At 69.0% G+C, this 22,679-nt stretch carries 20 protein-coding genes and 1 pseudogene; 8 read left to right on the top strand and 13 right to left on the bottom strand.

Annotation, left to right across the window (positions count from 1 at the left end; genetic code table 11):
- Positions 1-22 precede the first annotated feature (22 nt).
- Genes ABFX81_RS32870 through ABFX81_RS32845 form a run of 6 tightly spaced genes read left to right on the top strand, consistent with a single transcriptional unit; the run spans position 23 to position 6,737 of the window.
- The gene (locus ABFX81_RS32870; protein ID WP_086844752.1) at positions 23-841 is read left to right on the top strand and encodes an ATP-binding cassette domain-containing protein; all 819 of its coding nucleotides are present in this window, start codon (positions 23-25) and stop codon (positions 839-841) included.
- On the top strand, positions 838-2,088 hold the full coding sequence (locus ABFX81_RS32865; protein ID WP_086844750.1) for a sugar ABC transporter permease: 1,251 nt from the start codon (positions 838-840) through the stop codon (positions 2,086-2,088). Before ABFX81_RS32870 ends, ABFX81_RS32865 begins: the two co-directional genes overlap by 4 nt.
- 5 nt (positions 2,089-2,093) lie before the next feature.
- Complete coding sequence (locus ABFX81_RS32860) at positions 2,094-3,602, top strand: FGGY family carbohydrate kinase (protein ID WP_086844747.1); 1,509 nt, start codon at positions 2,094-2,096, stop codon at positions 3,600-3,602.
- Positions 3,599-5,086 carry an FGGY family carbohydrate kinase gene (locus tag ABFX81_RS32855; protein WP_086844745.1) on the top strand — a complete coding sequence of 496 codons (1,488 nt, stop codon included), beginning with the start codon at positions 3,599-3,601 and terminating at the stop codon, positions 5,084-5,086. Before ABFX81_RS32860 ends, ABFX81_RS32855 begins: the two co-directional genes overlap by 4 nt.
- Complete coding sequence (locus ABFX81_RS32850; protein WP_086844743.1) at positions 5,083-5,706, top strand: histidine phosphatase family protein; 624 nt, start codon at positions 5,083-5,085, stop codon at positions 5,704-5,706. Before ABFX81_RS32855 ends, ABFX81_RS32850 begins: the two co-directional genes overlap by 4 nt.
- Positions 5,703-6,737, top strand: coding sequence for an NAD(P)-dependent oxidoreductase (locus tag ABFX81_RS32845; protein WP_086844741.1), 1,035 nt, complete (start codon positions 5,703-5,705; stop codon positions 6,735-6,737). Before ABFX81_RS32850 ends, ABFX81_RS32845 begins: the two co-directional genes overlap by 4 nt.
- 261 nt (positions 6,738-6,998) lie before the next feature.
- On the opposite strand, the pseudogene ABFX81_RS32840 reads toward ABFX81_RS32845, so the two are convergent.
- From ABFX81_RS32840 to ABFX81_RS32780, 13 genes and pseudogenes are all read right to left on the bottom strand, one after another.
- A pseudogene (locus ABFX81_RS32840) lies at positions 6,999-7,531 on the bottom strand (IS5 family transposase); the annotation flags it as partial.
- Positions 7,532-7,955: 424 nt separating this feature from the next.
- The gene (locus ABFX81_RS32835) at positions 7,956-8,564 is read right to left on the bottom strand and encodes a TetR/AcrR family transcriptional regulator (protein ID WP_346139083.1); all 609 of its coding nucleotides are present in this window, start codon (positions 8,562-8,564) and stop codon (positions 7,956-7,958) included.
- 290 nt (positions 8,565-8,854) lie between these two features.
- Positions 8,855-9,859 (bottom strand): 3,4-dihydroxyphenylacetate 2,3-dioxygenase, encoded by a 1,005-nt coding sequence (gene hpaD, locus ABFX81_RS32830; protein ID WP_086844737.1) that lies wholly within the window; start codon positions 9,857-9,859, stop codon positions 8,855-8,857.
- Complete coding sequence (gene hpaE / locus ABFX81_RS32825) at positions 9,859-11,343, bottom strand: 5-carboxymethyl-2-hydroxymuconate semialdehyde dehydrogenase (protein ID WP_086844735.1); 1,485 nt, start codon at positions 11,341-11,343, stop codon at positions 9,859-9,861. Before hpaE ends, hpaD begins: the two co-directional genes overlap by 1 nt.
- Positions 11,340-12,287: a 4-hydroxy-tetrahydrodipicolinate synthase gene (gene dapA / locus ABFX81_RS32820; protein ID WP_086844733.1), complete on the bottom strand. Its 948-nt coding sequence runs from the start codon at positions 12,285-12,287 to the stop codon at positions 11,340-11,342. The genes hpaE and dapA overlap by 4 nt, the downstream gene beginning before the upstream one ends.
- A complete protein-coding gene (locus ABFX81_RS32815) occupies positions 12,284-13,741 on the bottom strand; it encodes a fumarylacetoacetate hydrolase family protein (RefSeq protein WP_086844731.1) in 1,458 nt (485 codons plus the stop codon). Before ABFX81_RS32815 ends, dapA begins: the two co-directional genes overlap by 4 nt.
- A 15-nt stretch (positions 13,742-13,756) precedes the next feature.
- Positions 13,757-15,208 carry a 4-hydroxyphenylacetate 3-monooxygenase, oxygenase component gene (hpaB, locus tag ABFX81_RS32810; protein ID WP_086844729.1) on the bottom strand — a complete coding sequence of 484 codons (1,452 nt, stop codon included), beginning with the start codon at positions 15,206-15,208 and terminating at the stop codon, positions 13,757-13,759.
- A gap of 43 nt (positions 15,209-15,251) precedes the next feature.
- Positions 15,252-15,755 carry a flavin reductase gene (locus ABFX81_RS32805; protein WP_086844727.1) on the bottom strand — a complete coding sequence of 168 codons (504 nt, stop codon included), beginning with the start codon at positions 15,753-15,755 and terminating at the stop codon, positions 15,252-15,254.
- Positions 15,756-15,937: 182 nt separating this feature from the next.
- A complete protein-coding gene (locus ABFX81_RS32800) occupies positions 15,938-16,567 on the bottom strand; it encodes an MBL fold metallo-hydrolase (RefSeq protein WP_086844725.1) in 630 nt (209 codons plus the stop codon).
- Positions 16,568-17,650: an S-(hydroxymethyl)mycothiol dehydrogenase gene (locus ABFX81_RS32795; RefSeq protein WP_086844723.1), complete on the bottom strand. Its 1,083-nt coding sequence runs from the start codon at positions 17,648-17,650 to the stop codon at positions 16,568-16,570.
- Positions 17,651-17,699: 49 nt separating this feature from the next.
- Positions 17,700-18,881: an FAD-dependent oxidoreductase gene (locus ABFX81_RS32790; protein WP_086844722.1), complete on the bottom strand. Its 1,182-nt coding sequence runs from the start codon at positions 18,879-18,881 to the stop codon at positions 17,700-17,702.
- Positions 18,878-19,216: a bifunctional 3-phenylpropionate/cinnamic acid dioxygenase ferredoxin subunit gene (locus tag ABFX81_RS32785; RefSeq protein ID WP_086844721.1), complete on the bottom strand. Its 339-nt coding sequence runs from the start codon at positions 19,214-19,216 to the stop codon at positions 18,878-18,880. The genes ABFX81_RS32790 and ABFX81_RS32785 overlap by 4 nt, the downstream gene beginning before the upstream one ends.
- Positions 19,213-20,406 carry a cytochrome P450 gene (locus ABFX81_RS32780; RefSeq protein ID WP_086844720.1) on the bottom strand — a complete coding sequence of 398 codons (1,194 nt, stop codon included), beginning with the start codon at positions 20,404-20,406 and terminating at the stop codon, positions 19,213-19,215. Before ABFX81_RS32780 ends, ABFX81_RS32785 begins: the two co-directional genes overlap by 4 nt.
- Positions 20,407-20,554: 148 nt before the next feature.
- Between ABFX81_RS32780 and ABFX81_RS32775 the strand changes: the two genes are divergently transcribed.
- Positions 20,555-21,484: a LysR substrate-binding domain-containing protein gene (locus tag ABFX81_RS32775; RefSeq protein ID WP_086844718.1), complete on the top strand. Its 930-nt coding sequence runs from the start codon at positions 20,555-20,557 to the stop codon at positions 21,482-21,484.
- Positions 21,485-21,718: 234 nt separating this feature from the next.
- On the top strand, positions 21,719-22,591 hold the full coding sequence (locus tag ABFX81_RS32770) for a DoxX family membrane protein (protein ID WP_086844716.1): 873 nt from the start codon (positions 21,719-21,721) through the stop codon (positions 22,589-22,591).
- The last annotated feature ends 88 nt before the right edge of the window (positions 22,592-22,679 follow it).

Here is a 22,679-nt window from a genome sequence, read left to right as displayed (position 1 = left end):
CTTTGAGGAAAAGAGGGTCACGATGACAGGCACCGCGGTTACCGGTGCGGGCACGGACACCGTGTTGTCGCTGAGCGGAATCTGCAAGAACTTCGGCGCGGTCGCCGCGCTGACCGATATCGAGCTCGACGTCGCGGCCGGTGAGGTGGTCGCCGTCGTCGGGGACAACGGCGCCGGCAAGTCCACGCTGGTGAAGATCCTGTCCGGGGTGTACACACCCGACGCAGGAAGGATCTTCGTTCATGGCAAGGAGGTGTCTCTCGGCTCACCGTCCCGTGCCCATGCGATGGGCATAGCCACGGTTTTCCAGGACCTCGCCCTGTGCGAGAACCTCGACGTCAAGGCGAACCTGTTCCTGGGCCAGGAACTTCGGCCCTGGATGCTGGACGACGTCGCCATGGAGAAGCGCTCCTGGGAGTTGCTGCGACAGCTGTCGGCGAAAATCCCCACACTCGGCGTCCCGGTGGCCGCCCTCTCGGGCGGCCAGCGGCAGACGGTCGCGATCGCCCGGTCCCTGCTGAGCAACCCGAAGATCGTCCTGCTCGACGAGCCGACGGCCGCCCTGGGCGTCGCTCAGACAGCCGAGGTCCTCAACCTGGTCGAGCGGCTCAAGGACAACGGGCTCGGCGTGGTGATGATCAGCCACAACATGGAGGACGTCCGGGCGGTCGCCGACCGCGTCGCGGTGCTGAGGCTGGGCCGCAACAACGGTGTGTACAACGCCAAGGACGTCTCCTCCCAAGACATCGTCGCCGCGATCACCGGCGCGACCGACAACGTGGTCTCGCGGCGAGCCGCAGGCCGGGTGACTTCCCCGCAGGAAGAGAAGGAAGAGCTGTGACAATCCTCGACACCTCGGAGGCCACGGCCACCGACCTGCAGGATGAGCGTCTCGTGTCGCCGCAAGGCATCACCGACAGCATCCGGGCCACGATCCGCCGCGTTAGGGGCGGGGACCTGGGTGTGCTGCCGGTCGTCGCCGGCATCGTAGTGATCTGGACGATCTTCCAGCTGCTCAATCCGACATTCCTCTCCAGCACCAACCTGGTGAACCTGTCCTTCGACATGGTCCCGGTGGGCGTCCTCGCGCTGGGGATCGTGTGCGTCCTGCTGGTCGGCCAGATCGACCTCTCCGTGGGATCGGTGAGCGGCGCGTCGGCCGCGGTCACGGCCGTCGTCATGGTCAAGAACGAGCAGCCGATGGGACTGGCGATCCTCGCGGCCGTGGCCCTCGGCTGCCTGATCGGATGGATCTACGGCCAGGTACTCAACCGCTTCGGCGTGCCCAGCTTCGTGGTCACCCTGGGAGGGCTGCTGGCTTTCCTCGGCGTGCAGTTGTGGCTGCTGCGAGGCCAGAACGCGATCAATCTGCCCTACGACTCCACCCTGGTGAAGTTCGCACAGCTGTGGTTCGTCCCCCACTGGATGGCTTACGCACTGGCGGTGGCGGCCGCGGGTGGATTCCTTGCCACCGGGTGGGTGCGTGCCCGAACCCGACGCGGCGCCGGGCTGTCTTCCTCGTCGCCGCAGTGGCTTGTCATGCAGTCGCTTCTGCTGCTGGCCGGGCTGCTTGTCGCGGTCTTCTACCTGAACCGCACCCGCGGTGTCGCCTGGATGTTCGTGTTCTTCGTCGCGCTGGTGCTGGTGATGAACTACGTGCTGTCCCACACCAAGTTCGGACGATCGATCTACGCGGTCGGCGGCAATGCCGAGGCGTCCCGCAGGGCCGGCATCAACGTGCGGCGGGTCTACACCTCGGCGTTCGTCCTGTGTTCAGGCCTGGCCGCGGTCGGCGGCATCCTGGCCGCCTCGCGACTGGCCGCGGCGAACCAGAGCACCGGTACCGGAGACGTCAACCTCAACGCCATCGCCGCCGCGGTGATCGGCGGGACCAGCCTGTTCGGCGGCCGCGGCTCGGCCATTGCCGCCCTGCTCGGGGTCCTGGTCATCCAGTCGATCTCCAGTGGTCTGACTCTGCTGAACCTCGACTCCTCCTACCGGTTCATCATCACCGGCGCGGTCCTGCTCATCGCTGTCGGCCTTGACTCCGTCGCCCGGCGCTCGCGCCAGGCCCACGGTCGGGGGTGAAGCGAGTGACTGCGATCGCCATCGACGCGGGCACCACCACCATCAAGGTGGTCGGATACGCCGACAACGGTAAGGAGTTGGCGGTGAGCCGCCGGCCGACCCAGGTGATGCGGCCCCGTCCCGGGTGGGCCGAGCAGGACATGTCCGAGGTCTGGGTCGCGGTTGCCGACGCCGTCCGGGAAGTCGTCGCCGCGCTCCCCGACGCACCCGACATGGTCGCCGTCACCGCACAGGGCGACGGCGCCTGGCTGGTCGACGGTCAGGGTCGTCCCACCGGGCCCGCCGTGCTGTGGAACGACGGACGGGCCACCGCCCAGGTCACGGCGTGGGAGCGCGACGGGGTGGCGCGGGAGGCATTCCGGATCAGCGGGTCGCGTGTGTCCACCGGCATGCCCAACGCCGTACTGGCCTGGCTGCGCGAGAACGACCCCGACCGGGTGGCCCGATCGAGCCACCTGCTGACCTGCGGTGGCTGGCTTCACCTGAAGCTGACGGGTGAGCCCGCCGTCGATGAGTCGGACGCATCGGCACCGTTCATGGACATCAGGCGGCGCGACTGGTCCGACCGACTGTTCGAGCTCTACGGCCTTCAGTGGGTTCGGCGACTCCTGCCTGAGCTTCGCGACGACGACCACCGGGTCACCACGATCAGCACCTCGGCAGCCGCGGAAACCGGCCTGCCCGCAGGAATCCCGGTGGTGCTGGCGCCGTACGACATCTGCGCCACCGCCATCGGCGCCGGCGCGGTGACCGCAGGACAGGCGTGCTGCATCCTCGGCACCACCTTGGCCACCGAGGTCATCACGGACGCGGTGGTCACCGACGAGCCGGTGGGCATCACCGTGACGCTCGGGGTGCCCGGTCGCTATCTTCGCGCCTTCCCCACCATGAGCGGCGGCGATGTCCTGGACTGGGGTGCAGGGCTGCTCGGACTGACCTCTGTCGCCGATCTGATGGCTCTGGCAGCGCAGGGCAGACGCGATACAGCCGGGGTGCGGTTCATCCCCTACCTCTCACCTGCCGGAGAACGGGCCCCGTTCTTCGACACCGCGGCGCGCGGCTCCCTGTCCGGCCTGTCTCTGGAAGCCGGCCGCGAAGACGTGGCCCGAGCGCTGGTGGAGGGAGTCACGATGACCATCCGCGACTGCCTGGCCGCGGCCCCGGGCTCCCCGGACAGACTGGCGCTCTGCGGCGGCGGCACCAGAAGCGACTTCTGGATGCGGCTGATCGCCGACGTGACCGGCCTTCCTGTGACGATTCCCGCCTCCGCGGAGGTCGGGGCCCGCGGCGCCTGGCTGACCGGCCTGGTCGCCACCGGCCGTGAGCCGGACTTCCCGATCGCCGCAGCCCGGTACGCGGAGGTGGCCGCCACGTACCAGCCCGATCTGAAGGCGTTCGACGACTTCAGCGACCGGTACAACGACTTCCTGCGGCTGCGGGAGCTGAATCAGCCGCTGTGGACACGCGACCGCGGACAGACACGTCCGACCCCGACCGGTGGAGTCGGCGCATGACCGCCGGGGGAAGCGATGCCTGGCTGGGCATAGACCTGGGAACTCAGGGCGTACGCGTGGTCGTCGTCGCGTCCGACGGCAGTCTGCTGGGCGAGGGCTCGTGCCCGCTGACCAGCCGCCGGGAGGGCGATCGCCATGAGCAGCACCCCGAGCAGTGGTGGCGCGCGATCCTCACGGCGATCGACCTGGCACGCGCCGCGGGTGCCGACCTGCGCCGGGTCCAGGCGGTGGCCGTCGACGCGACCTCCGGCACCATCACCATGGTGGACCGCCGTGGCCTCTGTGTGACACCAGCCCTGATGTACGACGACGGCCGCGCCGCGGCGGAGACGGACCAGGTCAACGCCGCCGGGGAGCGGCAGTGGGCCAAGGCCGGCTACCAACGGATGCAGCGATCCTGGGCTCTGCCCAAGCTCCGATGGCTGCTCAACCACTATCCCCACGCTGCTGAGAACGGCTGGCGACTGGCGCATCAGAACGATGTCATCAACAGCAAGCTCGTCGGGCACGAGGTACCCACTGACACCAGCAATGCGCTCAAGACCGGCGCCGACGCCGCACAGGTGACATGGCCCGAGCCCGTTCTCGCCGCGTTGGAGATCCCCCGCTCGATGCTGCCCGACCTGGTGCTGCCCGGCACGGTCATCGGTCAGGTCTGCGCCGCGGCCGCCGCGGAGACCGGGCTCAGCGAAGGCACCGCCGTCGTGGCCGGGATGACCGACGGCTGCGCGGCACAACTGGGCTCCGGCGCGACGGCCGTCGGCAGTTGGAACTCGGTCATGGGCACCACCCTGGTCCTCAAAGGCGTCACCAAAGACCTGGTCCATGATCCGCACGGGGTCGTCTACTCCCACCGATCGCCCTCCGGCCACTGGCTGCCCGGCGGAGCCTCCAGCGTCGGAGCCGGCCTGGTCGCACGCGAATTCGCGGACGCCGACCTTGACATGCTCACCCGCGAGGCCGCGGCACTGCTGCCCACCGACCTGTTGCGCTATCCACTGGTCTCCCCGGGAGAACGGTTCCCCTTCGTCGCCCCCGACGCCCGGGCGTTCGGCAGCCGCGAGCCGGCCACCCGGGCCGAGTCCTTCGCCGCACTGCTGCAGGGCGCCGCCTACGTCGAACGGCTCTGCTTCGACTACGTGGACCTGCTCGGCGCCCCGACCGACGGCGCGATCGTCCTCACCGGCGGGGCCACCCGCAACCCCCTGTGGAACCAGTTGCGCGCCGACGTCCTGCAACGCCCGGTGAGCCTTCCGCGCTACGCGCAACCCGCGCTCGGCATGGCGGTACTGGCCGCATCGAGCCGTGACGCTCTGGACAGCGTCGCCGCCGCGATGGTGCGACTCGACCGGACCCTCGAACCACGCCGTTCAGAGAAAGACCCTCACGACGAGGGTTACTTCCGGATGCTCGATCTGCTTGTCCAACGCGGCTGGCTCCCCGGCGTCGTCGCGACCCACGCACGAGAAAGGACGGCGCATTGAGCCTCCATGTCATCTTCGTCCGACACGGGGAGACCCTGTGGCACGCCGAGAACCGGTATGCCGGCAGCACCGACATCGCGCTCACCGAGCGCGGCCACGCACAATCACGCGCGCTCGCGGACTGGGCGGAACAGGCGGACCTGACCGCGATCTTCGCCTCCCCACTCACGCGATCGCAAGAAACCGCACGCGAGAGCGCGGTGAGCACCGGGCTGCCGGTGAGCGTGGACGAACGGCTGCGCGAACTCGACTTCGGTATCGCCGAGGGCCTCACGCGCGCGGAGATGCAACAGCGGTTTCCCGACCACCTCGCAGCCTTCAAGACCGACCCGGTGACGAACCACTTCCCCAAGGGAGAGGACCCCCTGGCCGCCAGCGACCGCTATCTGGAGTTCCTCACCGACCTCCAGGCCGATCACCGCGAAGGCCGCGTCCTCGTCGTGGGCCACTCCACCGCGATCCGGCTCGCGCTCTGCCGCACACTCGGCCTGCCTCTGCGCCAGTACCGCCAGACCTTCCCGTTCCTGGCCAACTGCGCCCTGAACGAACTCGTCCTGAGCGACGGCGTGCCGTCGCTGCTGACGCTGAACCGCCCCGTGACCCCAGGAGCACTCAAGTGACCACCATCCTCGCCGCCGGTGACCACTTCGTCCTCAACTCCCTGCTCATCGAAAGGCTCCGGCCGGCCGCACCCGGCGCGACCTTCCGCGAACTCACCCTGCCCTGGCCGGTCGAGCCCTTCGGGGAGGTGGCCGAGGTACGGGAGGCATCGGGCACCGAGGAGCAGCTCATCGAGGCCCTCAGCGGAGTCGACATCTGCGTCACCCAGATGGCACCGCTCACCGAACGGATCCTCAAAGCGAGCCCCGATCTGCGTCTGTTCTGCGTCAGCCGCGGCGGCCCCGTCAACGCCAACCTCGAAGCAGCCACCCGGCACGGCGTCGCGGTCTCCTTCGCTCCCGGGCGCAACGCCACCGCCACCGCCGAGCACACGGTCGCCCTCATGATGGCCGCGGCCCGACGGGTCCCCGCCACCCACGCGGACCTCGCCGCAGGCACCTGGCGAGGTGACTACTACATGTTCGACAAGGTCGGGCCGGAGCTCGAAGGCAGCACCGTCGGCATCGTGGGATATGGCGCCATCGGCTCCCGGGTCGCCCGGATCCTCCGCGGATTCGGCGCACACGTACTCGTCGCCGACCCCTTTGTCCGTCCGGACGACGTGTCACCGGCCGAGGTCACCGACCTGGCGGACCTCATGCGGCGCTCCACGTTCGTCACCGTCCACGCCCGCGCGACTCCGCAGACCGAGGGCCTGATCTCCCGGCAGCTGATCGACCTGATGCCCGCCGGCGGCGTGCTGGTCAACTGTGCCCGCGGGTCCCTCGTCGACTACGACGCCATCTGCGACGCCCTGGACGCCGGAAAACTCTTCGGCGCGGCCTTCGACGTCTTCCCCCGCGAGCCGATCCCCGCGGGCTCACGCCTGCTGACGACCCCCAACATCGTCATGACGCCTCATTTGGCCGGCGCCAGCAAACAGACCGCCTTCAACGCCGCCTCCATCGTGGCCTCGGAAGTAGCAAGATTCCTGCAGGGCCAGCCACTCGCGCACTGCGCAAATTCAGACGTTCTCGCCCGACTTCACTGAGCTGCCTGGAACCTGAGGCTGGCAGCGAAGTGCTGAAGTCCTCGGCCTGCCGAGGAGCTCCGACACACTCAGGAAGTCATCACCCAACGCGTAGCCGGAGCCCTCGACATTCACCACGGCACTGCACCAACTGAACCGCGACGCCGGCCTCTTGGCGCGACCTGCACTACCAGATCGACCCGCCCGCGGACACCGACCACAGCTGGCGCTGCTCCGTCACCCGCGATGGCGGCGCAACCCCAACGACCCGATGCTCGCGTATCGTCGACGCGGTCCGCGGCGGGAGCGGATGGGCGGGATGCCGCGCACGGGGGGTTCGAGTCCCTGGCTGTCGTGGGTGTTCGCGGCGGAGATCCCGATCGAGAGCGGCAGGCCGGACTGTTCGGTGATCAAGTGGATCTTTGATCCCTTCTTGCCGCGATCTACGGGATTCGAACCCGTCAGATCTTCCCTGTGAGGGCCCGCATGTTCACCGAGTCGATCGCGCACCGGGACCAGTCCAACTCTCCACGTGCGCCGAGTTCGTCCAGGACCGGCCGGTGGAGCTTGCCCCATACCCGGGCCCGGCTCCATTCGGTGAAGCGACGGTGCGCGGTCGGCCCGGACGGGCCGAAGCCTGGCGGCAGCTGCCGCCAAGTGCAGCCGGTCGTGGCCACGAACACGATCGCCGCCAGCACTTCGCGATGACCGTACCGGCGTCGGCCACCGCCCTGCGGACGCACCGGCGCAGCAGGGACCACTCTCTGCAACAACTCCCACAATCCGTCCGGTACCAGATGCCCCGCCATCGCCATCACGGCCGCCAGCATAGTGATCAAGCCAGTTGAGACGATCTCTGAAGTTGCCCGGCTCAGCGAGCGGGTCGTAGTCCGGGTGGCCTGCTCTCTCGTACGCGCTAGGGATCACCCAACCGGCAACGGCTATGTCGGAGTCCGGCCGACTCCCTTGGTATCAATTCCGCTCACTCTCATATGTTCTTGAGAGGTCTCAATGGCCGGTCACGGAGATCGATCGATGCCATTGAGCGTCAGGGAGCCGAGCCTGGCCGGCGCCGTAGGCGCTCGCACTCGATCAGCCGCACCATGGGGCCGCCCTCGGCGCGGCCGGTTCCGAACAGGCTGTCCACACATGCCGCCCTCTCACAACCTCAGGCTCATCACGTGACCCGAACGAGGCCGGGCTCAGGGCCGCCGGAGCAGACCGGGACGACAGTCGGCGTCACGTGGCGCGGATCAGCAGCGGCATGACAACGCCGTCGACCAGATACTCGACGAACTCCGCATCCAGCGGCAGGCCCAGCAGAGCGTGGCGCATGAACAGGGCAGGCGCACAGAGCTCATCGATAAGTCGCACGTCCTGGTCCAGGGCGATTTCTCCGCGCCGTTCTGCCCGCTCGCAGACGGCACGGACGGGCGGTACAGCGGGGATCAACAAGGGGCGCAGCAGCGCCGCGAGCTCAGCATCATTGCGCATGGTGACGAAAAGACCGCTGATCACGGCCCCTGGCTCGCCACTCATCCACTCGGCGAGCAACTGGAGGTATGCCAGGAGGTCGCCGCGCAGCGTGCCGGTGTCCGGCACCTGCAGGTCCTCGGCCGGGCGGAAGCTGACAGCCGTGGTCACCAGTTCCGCCTTGGTGGGCCAGTGCCGGTACAGCGTGGCCTTGCTCGTCCTGGCGCGGGTCGCCACTGCCTCGTAGTGCAGTCCCTGGTAACCGGACTCAGCGAGTATCTCGTAGACGACTCGTAGGATGGTTCGCTCACGGCTTGCCGAGAGCCTCTTGGCAGGGCGGGCGACCGCCGTGGTCCGTGCCGCCGGCTCGGACATGGCACCCCATCGTTCTACAACGTGGACAATCTCGCTGCGTGCCCGAACACTCATCCTGCAACGGTTGAGTCGGGCAGTTGTCTCAACGAGTCGAAGCCTTGGACGGCTCCTTGATCCTTTTCAGAATACGCGGCAATCGACGCAGCCACCGAACGGTTTCCGAGGTCTAGTCACCTGCGCTGACCAGGGAGGATGCCGGTTCTAACGGCCGCGGGGGCCGGATTTACGCTGTGACCCCGCCTTGCTGAACACTCCGGTGCCACATCCGGCACCGGAGCTGTTCCGCGCGGTCAACCGAGTCCGTCGGCCCCGACCTGGACGGCAGACTCGTCCAGCAGGGAGCTGCTCACCGGCTGCTGCCGCCCGTCGAGGTCGAGAACCGGGGTCGCCTCCTTGTACCAGGACTCGATCACCGCGTTGCCCCAGAAGTCGCGGCGGCGGTCGTCGTGGACGCTCCACCGGTACGTCTCGTGGTCCGGGTCGCCGGTGTAGTAGTCGGAGGTGTAGATCTCCACCCGGTGCCCGTCGGGATCGCGCAGGTAGACGTAGAAGGCGTTGGAGACACCGTGCCGGCCGGGCCCGCGCTCGATGTGCTTCTCCTCGTGCAGCGCGCCGAAGATGTCGGCGGTGCGCAGCACCTGGTGGGACTCGTGGGTGGCCACCCCGAGGTGGTGCAGGCGGGGGCCCGCGCCACCGGTGAAGGCCACGTCGTGGACGGTCTGCTTGCGGTACATCCAGGCCGCGTACAGCTCGTGCTCGTCGCCCTCGATGGTCTCCGAGCAGCCGAAGCCGAGGGACCTGTAGTGGGCGTACGCGGCGGGAATGTCGGGGGTGCAGATGTTGAAGTGGTCCAGGCGGGCGATCTGGGCGCCGCGGTGGAGGTCGTAACGCTGGATGAGGCGCTCGCCACGCTCGATCTCGTGGAAGAACTCGACCGGGAAGCCGAGCGGGTCGACGACGCGTACGGCGTCTCCGACTCCGACCGTGCCCTCGCCCTTCTTCAACCGCTTGACGGGGCCGCCGAGTTCGGTGAAGAACTTCTCCGCCTTGTCGACGTCGTCGGGGGTGCGGACGCGGTAGGAGATGTGGTCGAGAGCGGCGAGCTCGCCCTTGCGCAGTACGAGCGAGTGATGGGTGAGCTCATCGGTCCCGCGCAGGTAGAGGGAGTCGGCGTCCTCGTACTGGACGTGGAATCCGAGCATGTCCACCCAGAACCAGCGGGCCTTGGCCAGGTCGGTGACGGCGAGTTGGGCGTAGGCGGAGCGCACGACGTCCGGTGCGGCTGTTTCAGTCATCAAACGGCTCCGAATCGTGGGGTGTGGACGTCACCGAGCGCGACGTGGACGATCTTGGACTCGGTGTAGAAGTCGATACTGTGGGCGCCGCCCTCCCGGCCGACGCCGGAAGCCTTCACACCACCGAAGGGGGTGCGGAGGTCACGGACGTTGTGCGAATTGATCCAGACCATGCCGGACTCGACGGCGTGTGCGATGCGGTGGCCGCGCTTGAGGTCCGAGGTCCAGATGTACGCGGCCAGGCCGAACTGGGTGGCGTTGGCCAACTCGATCGCCTCGGTCTCCTCGTCGAAGGGCGCGACGGCCACGACGGGGCCGAAGATCTCCTCCTGGAAGATGCGGGCGTCACGGGGCACGTCGGCGAACACGGTCGGCTGGAGGTAGTTGCCCTCGGTGAGGTGGTCCGGGCGGGCGCCGCCCGCCACCAGCCGGGCCTCCTTCTTGCCGATCTCGACGTAGTTCAGGACGCGCTCGTAGTGCTCCGTGTGGACCAGCGCGCCCACCTCGGTGGCGGGGTCGGAGGGCAGGCCGACCCTGACCCGCTCGGCTCGTTCGGCGAGGCGGCGGGTGAACTCCTCGTACAGCGGGCGCTCGACGAGCACCCGGGAACCCGCCGTGCAGCGTTCGCCGTTGAGCGAGAAAACGCCGAAGACCACGGAGTCCAGGGCCGCCTCGATGTCGGCGTCGGCGAAGACGACGACCGGGGACTTGCCGCCCAGCTCCATCGACGTGGTCTTGAGGTGCTCGGCCGAGGAACGGATGATGTGGCGGCCCGTGTCGGTCGAGCCCGTGAAGGAGATCAGCGGCACGTCGGGGTGGTCGACGAGGGCCTGCCCTGCCTCCTCGCCGATGCCGTGGACGATGTTCACGACTCCGGCCGGCACGCCCGCCTCGGCGAAGATCTCCGGCCAGAGCGAAGCCGACAGGGGCGTCCACTCGGCGGGCTTGAGGATGAGCGTGCAGCCGGAGGCGAGGGCCGGCGCGAGCTTCCAGCTCTCCAGCATGAACGGGGTGTTCCACGGGGTGATCAGGCCGGCAACCCCGACCGCGGTGCGGACCACGTAGCTGAACTGCTCACCTCCCTGCCGGAAGGCCTCCTCGCCGAGCGCGACGATGACGTCGGCGAAGTAGCGGAAGTTCTCCGCGGCGCGCCGGGCCTGGCCCTTGGCCTGGGTGATCGGCAGGCCCGAGTCGTATGACTCGAATTGGGCGAGGCGGTCGTGGCGGGCCTCGACGGAGTCGGCGATGCGGTACAGGACGCGAGCGCGTTCGCGGTTGGATATGGACGACCAGCCGGGGAAGGCGGCCCGCGCTGCCTCGACGGCCCGCTGGACGTCGTCCCGCGCACCCCGTGCGGCCTGTGTGTAGGCGGTGTTGGACACCGGGTCGGTGACGTCGAAGGTGCGACCGTCGGCCGCGTCGACGAGTTCGCCACCGATCCAGTGCCGGATGGTCGAGGGCAGGCCCTCGGGGGCGGTGCTCACTTGTCGGCTCCGTTCGCTTGCGTTGCGAGCTGCTGTGTCAGGTCCCCGCCCTCGGCGAGGAGTGTGCGGATGCGGGCCAGGCCAGGGGCGGTGGGCGTGATGAGCGGCGGCCGTACGTGAGGCGAGGCGATCCGTCCCTGCTGGGCGAGGACCCACTTCGCCGGGGCCGGGTTGGTCTCCACGAACAGCAGGTCCACCAGCGGGTGCAGGCGGTAGTGCAGGTCCCGTGCGCCGTCGAAGTCCCCCGACTCCCACAGCTCGTACATCCTTGCCACGGCGCCCGGCGCCAGGTTGGCCACGGCGCTGACGAAGCCGGCGCCACCCAGGGCGAGCAGCGGCAGGCAGAGGAGCTCGATGCCGGACCACACCAGCAGCGAGCGGCCGCAGGCGTGCAGCACGCGGGAGAAGTGCTCGAAGTCCTTGGTCGTCTCCTTGACTCCGACGAAGTTGTCGAAGTCGGTGAACAGCCGCTTCACCGTCTCGGGAGCGATGTCGACCGCTGTGCGGGAGGGCACGTTGTACGCGACGATCGGCAGGTCCGGGAACTCGCGGGCCACCCTGGCGTACCACTGGTACAGCGCCTCCTGGGTGGGGCGCGCGTAGTAGGGGGTGATCACCAGGGCCGCGTCCGCTCCCAGGTCCTGGGCGGCGGCCGTCAGCTCCAGGGTCTCGTTCAGCTTGTGCGAGCCGGTTCCGGGCAGGAAGGGCACCCGGTCGCCGGTCTCCTCGACGGCCGTACGCATGGCGGCGATCCGCTCGGCGACGGTTTGTGCGCTGGGCTCGCCGGTGGAGCCGCCGAGCGAGATGCCGTGCGAACCGGACTCCAGCTGGAAGCGGATCAGGGAGCGCAGGCTGTCGTGGTCGACGGCGCCCTCGTCGGTGAACGGGGTGACGACCGGGGCGATGGATCCGCGGATGGCGGAGGGATCACTGCGGAACTTCATGCGGTTTCTCCTTGCGAATCTTGCGAAGGGACGTGGCTGCGGCGCCACTGCTCGAACGGTTCGCGCCAGTCGGGACCGAGGGGGTACAGCCCGTCGACGCTGTGCCCGGCACGCACCTGCTCGGTGATGTAGCGCTCTCGCAGCTCCTGCTCCCGGCAGTCGGCGATCAGCTCCTCGGCCAGGTCAGGTGGTACGACCACGACACCGTCCGCGTCACCGACGATCAGGTCGCCCGGCTGCACCAGGGCGCCACCGCAGGCGATGGGCACGCCCGAGTCCCACGGGACATGGCGGCGGCCCAGGACGGAGGGGTGCTCCCCGCCGTGATAGACCGGCAGGCCGAGTTCGGTGACCGCGGCGCTGTCGCGCAGGCCGCCGTCGGTGACGACCCCGGCCGCACCACGCGTCTGCGCACGCAGCGCGAGGATGTCGCCGAGTGTCCCGGCCGAGGTGTCGCGGCGTGCGTCCATGACGAGCACGTGGCCCGGCCTCAGCTCCTCGATCGCCCGCTTCTGGGCGTTCATGCCGTTGCCGTACTTCTTGAAGAGGTCCTCGCGCAGCGGCAGGTAGCGCAGGGTGTGCGCGACGCCGACCATGCTCCGGTCCGGCAGCGTGGGGCGGACGCCGTCGATGGACATGTGCGGCAGACCGCGGGCACGGAGCTGTGCACTGAGGGTGGCGACGGCGACCGAGCGCAGTCCCTCCTCCAACCGCTTGTCCAGCAGGGGCGCGGGAGTGTACGCCGTCCCGTACGCGGCCTCCTGCTCCGCCGGATCGGCCTTGGGCATCGCCCCGTACGGGTCGAGGGCGGGCCCGGCGGCGACGGGATTGCGGAGGCGGCCGGTGGACAGCCCGTTTCCGGTCACCTCGACCTCGACCACGTCACCGGGGGCGACCACGGAGGCGCCGGCCGGCGTGCCGGTGAGGATGACGTCCCCCGGCTCCAGGGTGATCTGCCTCGACAGGTCCGCGATCAGCTCGCCGAACGGGAACAGCAGGGTGTCCGTGGTGTCGTCCTGGACCAGTTCGCCGTTGATCCAGGTCTGCAACCGCAGGGCATTCGGGTCGAGTTGGCGTGCGTCCAGCAGTCGCGGCCCGATCGGCGTGAAGCCGTCTCCGCCCTTGGAACGGAGGTTGGAGCCGCGATCGGCGTAGCGCAGGTCGTACACACCGGCGTCGTTGGCTGCGGTCACCCATCGCACGTACTGCCAGCCGTCCTCGGGCCTCACCCGCTGCGCGCGCGAGCCGATGACGAGGGCGATCTCGCCTTCGAAGCCGAGGAGTTCGCATCCCTCGGGGCGGACGAGTGCCTCCTTGGTGCCCGCCAGCGACGAGGGTGGCTTGAGGAAGTACGACGGATGGGCGGGGATCCGGCCGCGCTCCTTGGCACGGCTGGGGTAGTTGAGATGCAGAGCGATGATCTTCGACGGGGAGTTCCCGAGCGGGTGCGTCATGTCGTCCGTCCGGGATCAGGCGCGGTCGAGGAAGGCCTGGACCCTGGCCTTGTACGGCTCGCGGTCGTAGCTCTTCACGTACGCGCCGGCCATCCGCACCGGGTCGCCGAAGAAGTAGTACTCGTACAGCGCCTGGCGGCTGGAGAACGCCGAGATGCAGGTGTCCCACACCAAACGGAAGAGCTTCACGCGCTCGGGGCCCGACAGGGTGGCCGACTGCAGGTACGCCTCGATGTCGGCGGCGGCGGGCCCCTGGATGTCGAGTTCGGTCGGGGTGGCCATCAGGCCGGAGGCGCCGAGCTTGCGCAGGATCTGCGGGAAGCGCTGGTAGAGCTTGGGGTAGAGGTTGCGGGCGGCGTTCAACGGGGCGAACGCCGGGGTGAGGACCCCGTACTCGTTGACCTCGGCGTCCGCCTCGGCGGCGCGCAGGAAGGCCCGGAGCATCTCCAGCGTGGTGATGATCTCGGCGACGTCCTCCTGGACGTGCTGGAACTGCTCGATGCCGATGGCCTCGGTGAGCAGGGACACCAGGCCGAGGACGTACTCGGTCTTGGCGGTGGTGCGGGTGACGACCTGGTGGGTCATGTGCACCACGGACGACGTCTGTGAGTAGAAGCCGTTGCACAGTTCCGCGTCGCCGAGGGCGAAGCAGCGCTCGTAGGGCACGTGCACGTCGTCGAAGACGACCACGCAGTCGGACTCCTCGAAGCGGGAGGCGAGGGGGTGGTCGTGCCGGGGGCGGTCGTAGTCCAGCGGTTCGCGGGCGATGTAGCGCAGGCCGGGGGTGTCGTTCGGGATGGCGAAGGCGTACGAGTACGGCTTGTCCTCGGGGGTGCCGCGCAGCACCGTCGAGGGGAACACCAGCATCTCGTCGGCGAACGGGGCGATCGTGGCGAGCATGCGCGCACCGCTGATGACGACGCCGTTGTCGTCCTCCCCCACGATCCGCGCGGCCAGCTTGCCGCCGGCCTGCTGGGTACCGGCCACGGACCGGTTGACCTGCGGCGGGATCAGCGTGTGCGTGCACAGCAGGTCCTCTTCGCGAACCTTCTCGTAGTAGCGGCGGATGTTCTCGCCGAAGGCGGGGTTGGCCTGGGCGAACCAGTCGGCGGCCGAGGCGAGCGCCATCAGGGAGCTGTTCATGTAGTCGCCGGTGCGGCCGAGCATGCCGTTGCTGTGGTCGGCCCACACCTTGAACGCCTTGCGGCGCTTGACCAGGTCGTCCTGGGTCTGCGGGGTGAGGAAGGACGTGCCGACCGGCTCGCCGGACGTGGGCGAGGTGTAGGTGAGGACGTCCTTGTGCTCGTCCGAGTGCTGGAGGTCGAACAGTTCGGCGTAGGTCTGGACGACGTTGCGGAACGCGGGGTGGTCCTGGATGCCGCCGGTGACGGTCTCGCCCTGGATGTGGACGGTGGGGCGGGAGGCGGCGAGGCGCTCCAGGTATTCCTTGCCGGTGCGTGCGGCCATGGTGGTTCTCCTGTGGAGGTGATCAGCGGGGGGGGGGACGGGTTTAGATGAGGTGTTCGATGCCGTCGGTGGACTCGGCCGCGGTACCGAAGCGGCTCCAGGCGTAGGTGAGGGCGTCGCCGTCGCGGTGGCCGAGGTCGGTGACGCGGCCGACGAGGAGGGTGTGGTCTCCGCCGTCGTACGCCTGCCACGGCTCGCACTCCACCCAGGCCAGGGGGTTCGTGAGGCGAGGCACCCGGGCCGCGGTCGCCCAGCGGGGCTCGGCGGCGCCCTGTGCCCCGGCGAACAGCCGGGCCAGCGGCTCCTGTTCGGCGCCGAGGATGTTGACGCAAAAGGAGCTGTCGATCAGCTGGTCGTGGCAGCGGGCGCGTCGGGCGACGCTGACGAGGACCAGCGCGGGATCGGCGGAGACGGACGTGAAGGAGTTCATGGTCGCGCCCCGGGGACCGTCCTCGCCCGCGTACGTCACGACGGTGACGCCGGTGGCGAACCGGGACATGCAGGCGCGCAGGGCGCCAGGACTGGGAGGGGCAAGGGAGCGGGACATGAGGAGGACTCCTTGAGTCGATCGTCGGCTGTGTCCACTGGCGAGAGGCCGGAGAGGGGCGGCGCCAGCCCAACAGGGCCGGGGCGAAGCGGACGAAATCCTGATCAGACCATGTAATCAAATCTTTGATTATTTGGACGGTACCTGTGCCGACCGCTCCTGGGAAGACCGGAGCGGAGAATTCAGTGCCCGCGGACGATCCACTCCTCCAGATGCGGAGCCTCGGCCCCGATGGTCGTGGTCGCTCCGTGCCCGGTGAGCACCCGGGTGTCCGGCGGCAGGGGCAGGAGTTCGCTGCGGATCGAACGGATGATGGTGGGGAAGTCCGAGAACGACCGCCCGGTGGCACCCGGGCCGCCGGCGAAGAGCGTGTCGCCGGTGAAGACGGTGCCAAGGTCCGGCGCGTACAGACAGATGGCCCCGGGGCTATGGCCAGGCGTGTGCAGCACGATGAGTTCCGTACCGGCGACTGTGAACCGACGCCGGTCGGAAAGGTAACCGTCCGGGGATCGGTCCGGGTGGACGTTCCGCCACAGGATGCGGTCGTCCAGGTGGAGAAGGATCGGTGCACCCGTGCGGGCGGCGAGCGCCGGGGCGGCGTTGATGTGGTCGTTGTGCGCATGCGTGCACACGATCGCGGTCAGTCGACGCTCGCCGACGGCTGCGGCGATCGCGTCCGCGTCGTGGGAGGCGTCGATGACAAGGGCCTCCTCGTCGTCACCGACGATCCAGACGTTGTTGTCCACTTCCCACGTACCGCCGTCAAGGGTGAACTCTCCCGTGGTGACGACGTGTTCGACTCGTGCGGCCACTCAGAACACCACCACGGACCGCAGCACCTCACCTGAGTGCATCTTCTCGAAAGCCTTCTCCACCTCGCCGAGGGCGATCGTTTCGGTGACGAAGGCGTCCAGGTCCAGTCGCCCTTGCCGGTACAGGTCGACCAGCAGCGGAAAGTCCCTCGAGGGCAGGCAGTCGCCGTACCAGGAGGACTTCAGCGCCCCACCGCGGCCGAAGACGTCCAGCAGCGGCAGCTCCAGCTTCATGTCCGGCGTCGGGACCCCCACCAGCACGACGGTCCCGGCCAGGTCACGGGCGTGGAAGGCCTGCTGGTACGTCTCCGGACGACCGACGGCATCGATCACCACGTCCGCTCCGTGCCCGCCGGTGAGCTCGCGGATCGCCGTCACGGGGTCGGTATCGCGGGAGTTGACGGTGTGTGTGGCTCCGAAGGTCTCGGCCAGGGCCAGCTTCCGGTCGTCGATGTCCACCGCGATGATCCTGGCCGCTCCGGCGAGGCGCGCACCGGCGATCGCCGCGTCGCCGACGCCGCCGCAGCCGATCACCGCGACGCTCTGCCCCCTGGTGACCGGTGCGGTGTTGAGCGCGGCTCCCAGCCCGGCCATGAGCCCGCAGCCGAGGAGGCCGGCCGCTTCGGGCCGGACCTGGGGGACTTTCGTGCACTGGCCGGCGGCCACGAGGGTCTTCTCCGCGAAGGCCCCGATACCGAGGGCGGGCGCCAGCTCCGTGCCGTCCTTCAGCGTCATCTTCTGCCGTGCGTTGTGCGTGTCGAAGCAGTACCAGGGCTGCCCACGCCGGCAGGCGCGGCACCGCCCGCACACCGCCCGCCAGTTGAGGATGACGAAATCACCGGGGACGACGTCGGTGACGCCTTCACCGACCGCTTCGACGACTCCCGCGGCCTCGTGGCCGAGCAGGAAGGGGAAGTCGTCCCCGATGGCGCCCTCCCGGTAGTGCAGGTCGGTGTGGCACACCCCGCAGGCCTGCACCCGCACCAGGGCCTCCCCCGGTCCGGGATCGGGCACCAGGATGGTCTCCACCGAGACAGGGGCACCTTTGCTGCGGGCCACGACAGCGCGGACTTCATGAGACATGTCTGTGTTCCTCTGGAAAGTTGAGTGGGTCGGCGATGCGTCGACTGGGCTACCGGATGCGCCAGGCGCTGCGGAGATCCCGCCGCAGCCTTCCGAACTCCCTTGGGCTGTCGACCGCGAGGACGCCGGAGATCTCGCCGTCGCGCCGGTACACGGCTGCGAAGCTGTCGTCGAACGAGCCCGAGACGAGTTCGAGCACGTCGTCGACGCCGGGTCGGCCGGCGATCTGGAGATGGACGCCGTACTGGTCCGACCACACATAGGGCAGCGGGTCGTGGACCGGTTGTGCCATGGGGTCCTGCCCTCGCAAGGTGGCCAGCAGCGATCCGGCTGCGATGACCGGCATGTCCCGCGCGTTGGTCCAGTGCTCGATGCGCAGCCGCCCCCCGCGGCAGCGGTACGCGGCCACGTCGCCCGCCGCGACGACCCCGAGCACGGTGGTCCGGCACCGCTCGTCCGTGAGAACGCCGTTGTCGCAGGCCACACCGGAACCCGTCAGCCACTCGGTGTTGGGCACGGCTCCCACGCCGACGACCACCACGTCCGCGGGAAGGAAGCGGCCGTCGGACAACTCCACCGCTCGCACCCCGTCCTCGCCGACGAGGCCCGTGACACCCACGCCGGTCACCAGAACGACCCCGTGGTCCGTGTGCAGGCGACCCAGGATGCCGGCGGCGTCGGGCCCCAACTGACGCATCAGCGGCTTCTGTTCGTACTCGACGATGGTCACTTCGTGTCCAAGTGCACGCGCCGAGGAGGCGACCTCCGCGCCGATGAACCCGCCTCCCACCACGACGACCCGACCGGGACGGGACAGGTCCTCGCGCAATCGGTGTGCGTCCTCGAGCGTGCGGAGGGTGTGCACCCCAGGCAGCCGCGGCATTCCGGGGAGTGTGCGAGCGCGGGCTCCCGTAGCGATGACCACACCGTCCGCGTTCAGGCTTCGCCCGTCGGCGAGGGTGAGCGCCCGTGAGGCCGGATCGAGGGCGGTGGCGCGGCTACCGAGCAGCCATTCGGCGTCGAGCACGGCACGCAGGTCTTCGTCCGTCAGCGCGATGTCCTGGCTCTCGCACTTGCCCAGCAGCACCTGCTTGGACAACGGAGGCCGGTCATAGGGCTGCGCGGCTTCCTCGCCGACCAGCACGAGACGCCCGTCGTAGCCGTCGGCGCGGAGGGCTTCGGCGGCTCTGACACCGGCCAGTCCGGTGCCGACGACGGCGATCGTGGTCATCGCGCGGTCTCCGCGGTCAACGCCAACGACGCCTCCTCGACGCACACCATGCCGTCGACGACCTGCACGACGTGGGTACGGATGGGCCGCCGCGCGGGCGGGCAGTCGGGCTTGCCGGTGCGCAGGTCGAAACGGGACTCGTGCAGCGGGCATTCGATCTCATGGCCGTCGAGCCAGCCGTCGGACAGCGAGGCGGTCTCGTGGGAGCAGGTGTCGTCGACGCAGAAGACACGCTCGCCGACCCTGACGAGTGCCAGGGGAACCGGCACGTCGGGCCTGGCGATCCGGGTGACCACACCGGGGGTGAGATCCGCGATCGGACAGAGCTCGATCACTGTGCCGCTCCCTTCACGCCCTGGGCGTCGTGACGCATCAGGACCGAATCCGGTCCGCGGAACATCCAGCCGACGAGGTTCGGAGTGCTGGTGACGCGCAGCCCGGTGAGCGAGTTGAACAGTGCGGGCACCGCGGTACGGAGTTGCTCCCGCGCCAGATAGGTGCCGAGGCAGTAGTGAGCGCCGAGCGAGAAGGCGAGGTGGTCCGACAGTCCGGGGCGGTCGATGTCGAAGGCGTCGGGGGCGGGGAACTTCCGGTCGTCCCGGTTGGCCGACGCGGCGAGCGCGAGCAGCTTGTCCCCGGCCCGCAAGGTCACGTCCCCCACTGTGTGGTCGACGGCGAGCTGACGCGGAAAGGCTCCGACGGGGGTGAGCCAGCGCATCGTCTCCTCGATGGCCGCGTCGAGGGCCTCGGAGTCGGCCAGCACGCGGTCGCGCAGCTGAGGCTGTTCACACAGCTGCCAGACCAGGGTGGCCAGCGCGTGCCAGGGCTCGTTGAAGCCGCCGGAGATCATCAGACGCACCTGAGTGGCAATCTCCTCGGTCGTCAGCGGTTCGGCGAGTTCGGCGTGCACCATCGCGGAGATCACGGTGTGGTCCGGTGCGGCCGTCACGCGGGCGACGGCCTCGCGGACCAGCTCCCCCACCTCGGTCCTGGCGCGTCCGGCCCGCTCCCAGACCGCAGGGTCGTCGTCATGGTTGGCCAGACCCGCGATGAAGGCACGCGACCACTCGACCACCTGCTCGGTGGTCACGTCAGGGAGCCCCGCCGTCCGCATCAGCGCCTGAGCGGCGAACGGCGCCGCGAAGTGCGTCACCAGATCGAACTCCGGCTTCTCGGCCAACCGCCCGGCGAGTTCCGTGGCGTGCGAGGTGAGCCCCGCCGACCACTGCTGACGCACGTTGCGGCGCTTCAGCGGGCCGTCCACCGCCGAGCGCAGCCTGCGGTGAGCGTCGCCGTCGGTTCGGATCATGACCAGACCCATGGTGCGTTCGGCGAGGGAGTTCTCCTGGTGCGCGGTGAAGATCTCGGGGTGCTCGTCGACGAAGACGACGTCCTCGTAGCGGCTGACGAGCCACAGACCGAGTCCGTCCGACCAGGCCCAGGGCTCGTCGTCCCTGAGTTCGCGGTAGACGGGATACGGGTCGGCATAAAGGTCCTTGCTGGTGAGATTGCGTGCGATGGACATGGCGGCTCCTCACGTGTCGGCGACATCCGGACAGGGGATGTCGGCCGCATCGGGCTGCAACGACTGTGCGGTACGCCGCCTGAGCACGGAATACTCTGGAATCCAGTAATGCGCCGAGAACAACCACAGGAATCCTGAGGTATGGACCATGACGCTCTCACTGCGCCAGCTCCGGTTCTTCGTGGCGGCGGCCGAGGCCGGAACCATCGCGGGTGCCGCGGCACGCGAGCACATCTCCCAGTCGACGATCGCCCTGGCCGTCAGCGAGCTCGAGCGCACCCTCGGGGTCCAGCTGTTCCTGCGCCGCCAGGCCAAAGGGCTGACGATCACTCAGGCCGGCCTGGCCGTGCTCGCCGACGCGCGCCCACTGCTCGCCCACGCGGACGAACTGGTCTCCAGCGCACGCAACCTGGGCGGGGAGCTCTCCGGGAACCTGACGGTCGGCTGCTACACGACCCTGGCCCCGTTCCTGATGCCCGGCGTCCTGGAGGGTTTCGCCGCCGAGCATCCGACGGTGCGGCTGAGTTTCACGGAGGGCACTCAGGTGGAACTGCAGGAGAAACTTCTCGACGGCAGCTGCGAGATGGCCCTGCTGTACGATCTCGACCTGCAGCCGGGCATTCAGCAGGAGACGCTGTACATCACCCGGCCGCATCTGCTCCTGCCCCGCGCGCACCCCCTGGCCGGACAGGCGCCGGTGAGCCTGCACGACCTCGCGGACGAACCGATGGTCATGCTCGACAACCCGCCGAGTCGGCACTACTTCACGGAGCTGCTCGCTTCACTCGGCATACGGCCTGCGATCCGGCATACGACGAGCAGCTTCGAGACGGTGCGGTCATTGGTGGCGCGGGGCCTCGGCTACTCGCTTCTGATCCAGCGGCCAGCCTCCGGCATCAGCCACGAGGGCGTACCGCTGGCCGAATGCGAGATCCGGGAGGAGGTGCCGGACATGCCCGTGCTGCTCGCCTGGCCCGCCCGCGCCAACCTCACCAGACGAGCCAAGGCGTTCGCCGACTTCTGCCGCTGGGCCCTTGCGGACGGACCGGTACGGCCGGCGGTCGAGGATCGCACGTGATCCGCTTCGGGGACATCTCGGCATCGTCAGTTTTCGGCGTGCCGCGATACTAGACGTGTCGTTTCGGTCATGCTTTCCTGCTCGCTGTGACCCACATCGCTCGGCGGTCACTTTGCCCGCGGGCCGCATCGAGGGATCCGCAGAACCCTCTCTCCGAACAACGCCTGAACTCGAAACGCCCGACGCATCGCATCACGGACGCATCACGTACTGACCGGGGGCGATCACTGAGCCATGGGCACGGTATCCGCGCCTTTTGAGCGCTCTCATCACCCCATCCCGCCCCGGAAGGCGCCGCTCATGACCGCATCGCACCATCGAGACACCTTGTCCCACCTCGGCCGACCGCTCCGCTCGACTCTCGGGCTCGCCCGCATCAAGCGCCACTACGGCATAGCCCCGCTCGTGGCCCGTACGCTGAGCGGGCTCGTTCTGCTCGTCCATGGTCTGCAGAAGATCATCGAAGGGCCCGACGGCTTCGCCACGTTCCTGCAGTACCAACTCGATGTGCCCGCTCCCGCGCTGATGGCCTGGGCCGTGGCGCTGCTGGAGGCAGTGGGGGGAGCCCTCCTCCTGATCGGCCTGGTCTCGCGGCTCACGGCAGCCGTGCTCACCGTGCATCTCAGTGCCGCCATCGCCATGGTGAACGTGGACGTCGGCTTCCTCACCCCGGTGTCAGGCCCGGCCTCCGGCTCCGGAGCGGAGTTTCCCCTCATGGTCATCGCGGCACTGCTGGTGGTCGTGCTCGCCGGTCCGGGGCCGCTCGCGGCCGACCGTGCCATCGGCTTGGAACACGGCGATGGCCACACCGGTCCTGAGCCGACAGGCGACACCGAGACGTCACGGCCAGCCATCGCCCAGCCCTCTGCCGTCCGTGCCGCAGCCGTCGGCGGCACCATCGGCGGAGCTGTCGGCGCCGCGATGAGCGCTCTCGTCAACTACGCAGTCGTCGGCATGCCCAGCGACGCCGGCACCAACGCGGCCCATCACGCGACCTCGGGACTGATCAGCGGATTCCTCGCAGGCTTCATAGGGATCCTGATGCATCAGCGCAAGTCGTCCGCGCCTCCGGCAAACACCACCGCGCCCGAGGCACCCCAAAGCTGAGCGGAGCGGCTCCGCCGCGCCCCATCGAACCCGGAGCGGTCTCCCCCAGTCGCTTGCGACAGGGGGGCACTCTGTGCGCGCCTCATGG

Origin of the sequence: Streptomyces coeruleofuscus, from assembly GCF_039532725.1 — a bacterium.
GTDB classification, from domain to species: Bacteria; Actinomycetota; Actinomycetes; order Streptomycetales; family Streptomycetaceae; genus Streptomyces; species Streptomyces coeruleofuscus.
The sequence above is the reverse complement of the archived record's forward strand: the minus strand, read 5'-3'. Positions and strand labels throughout refer to the sequence as shown.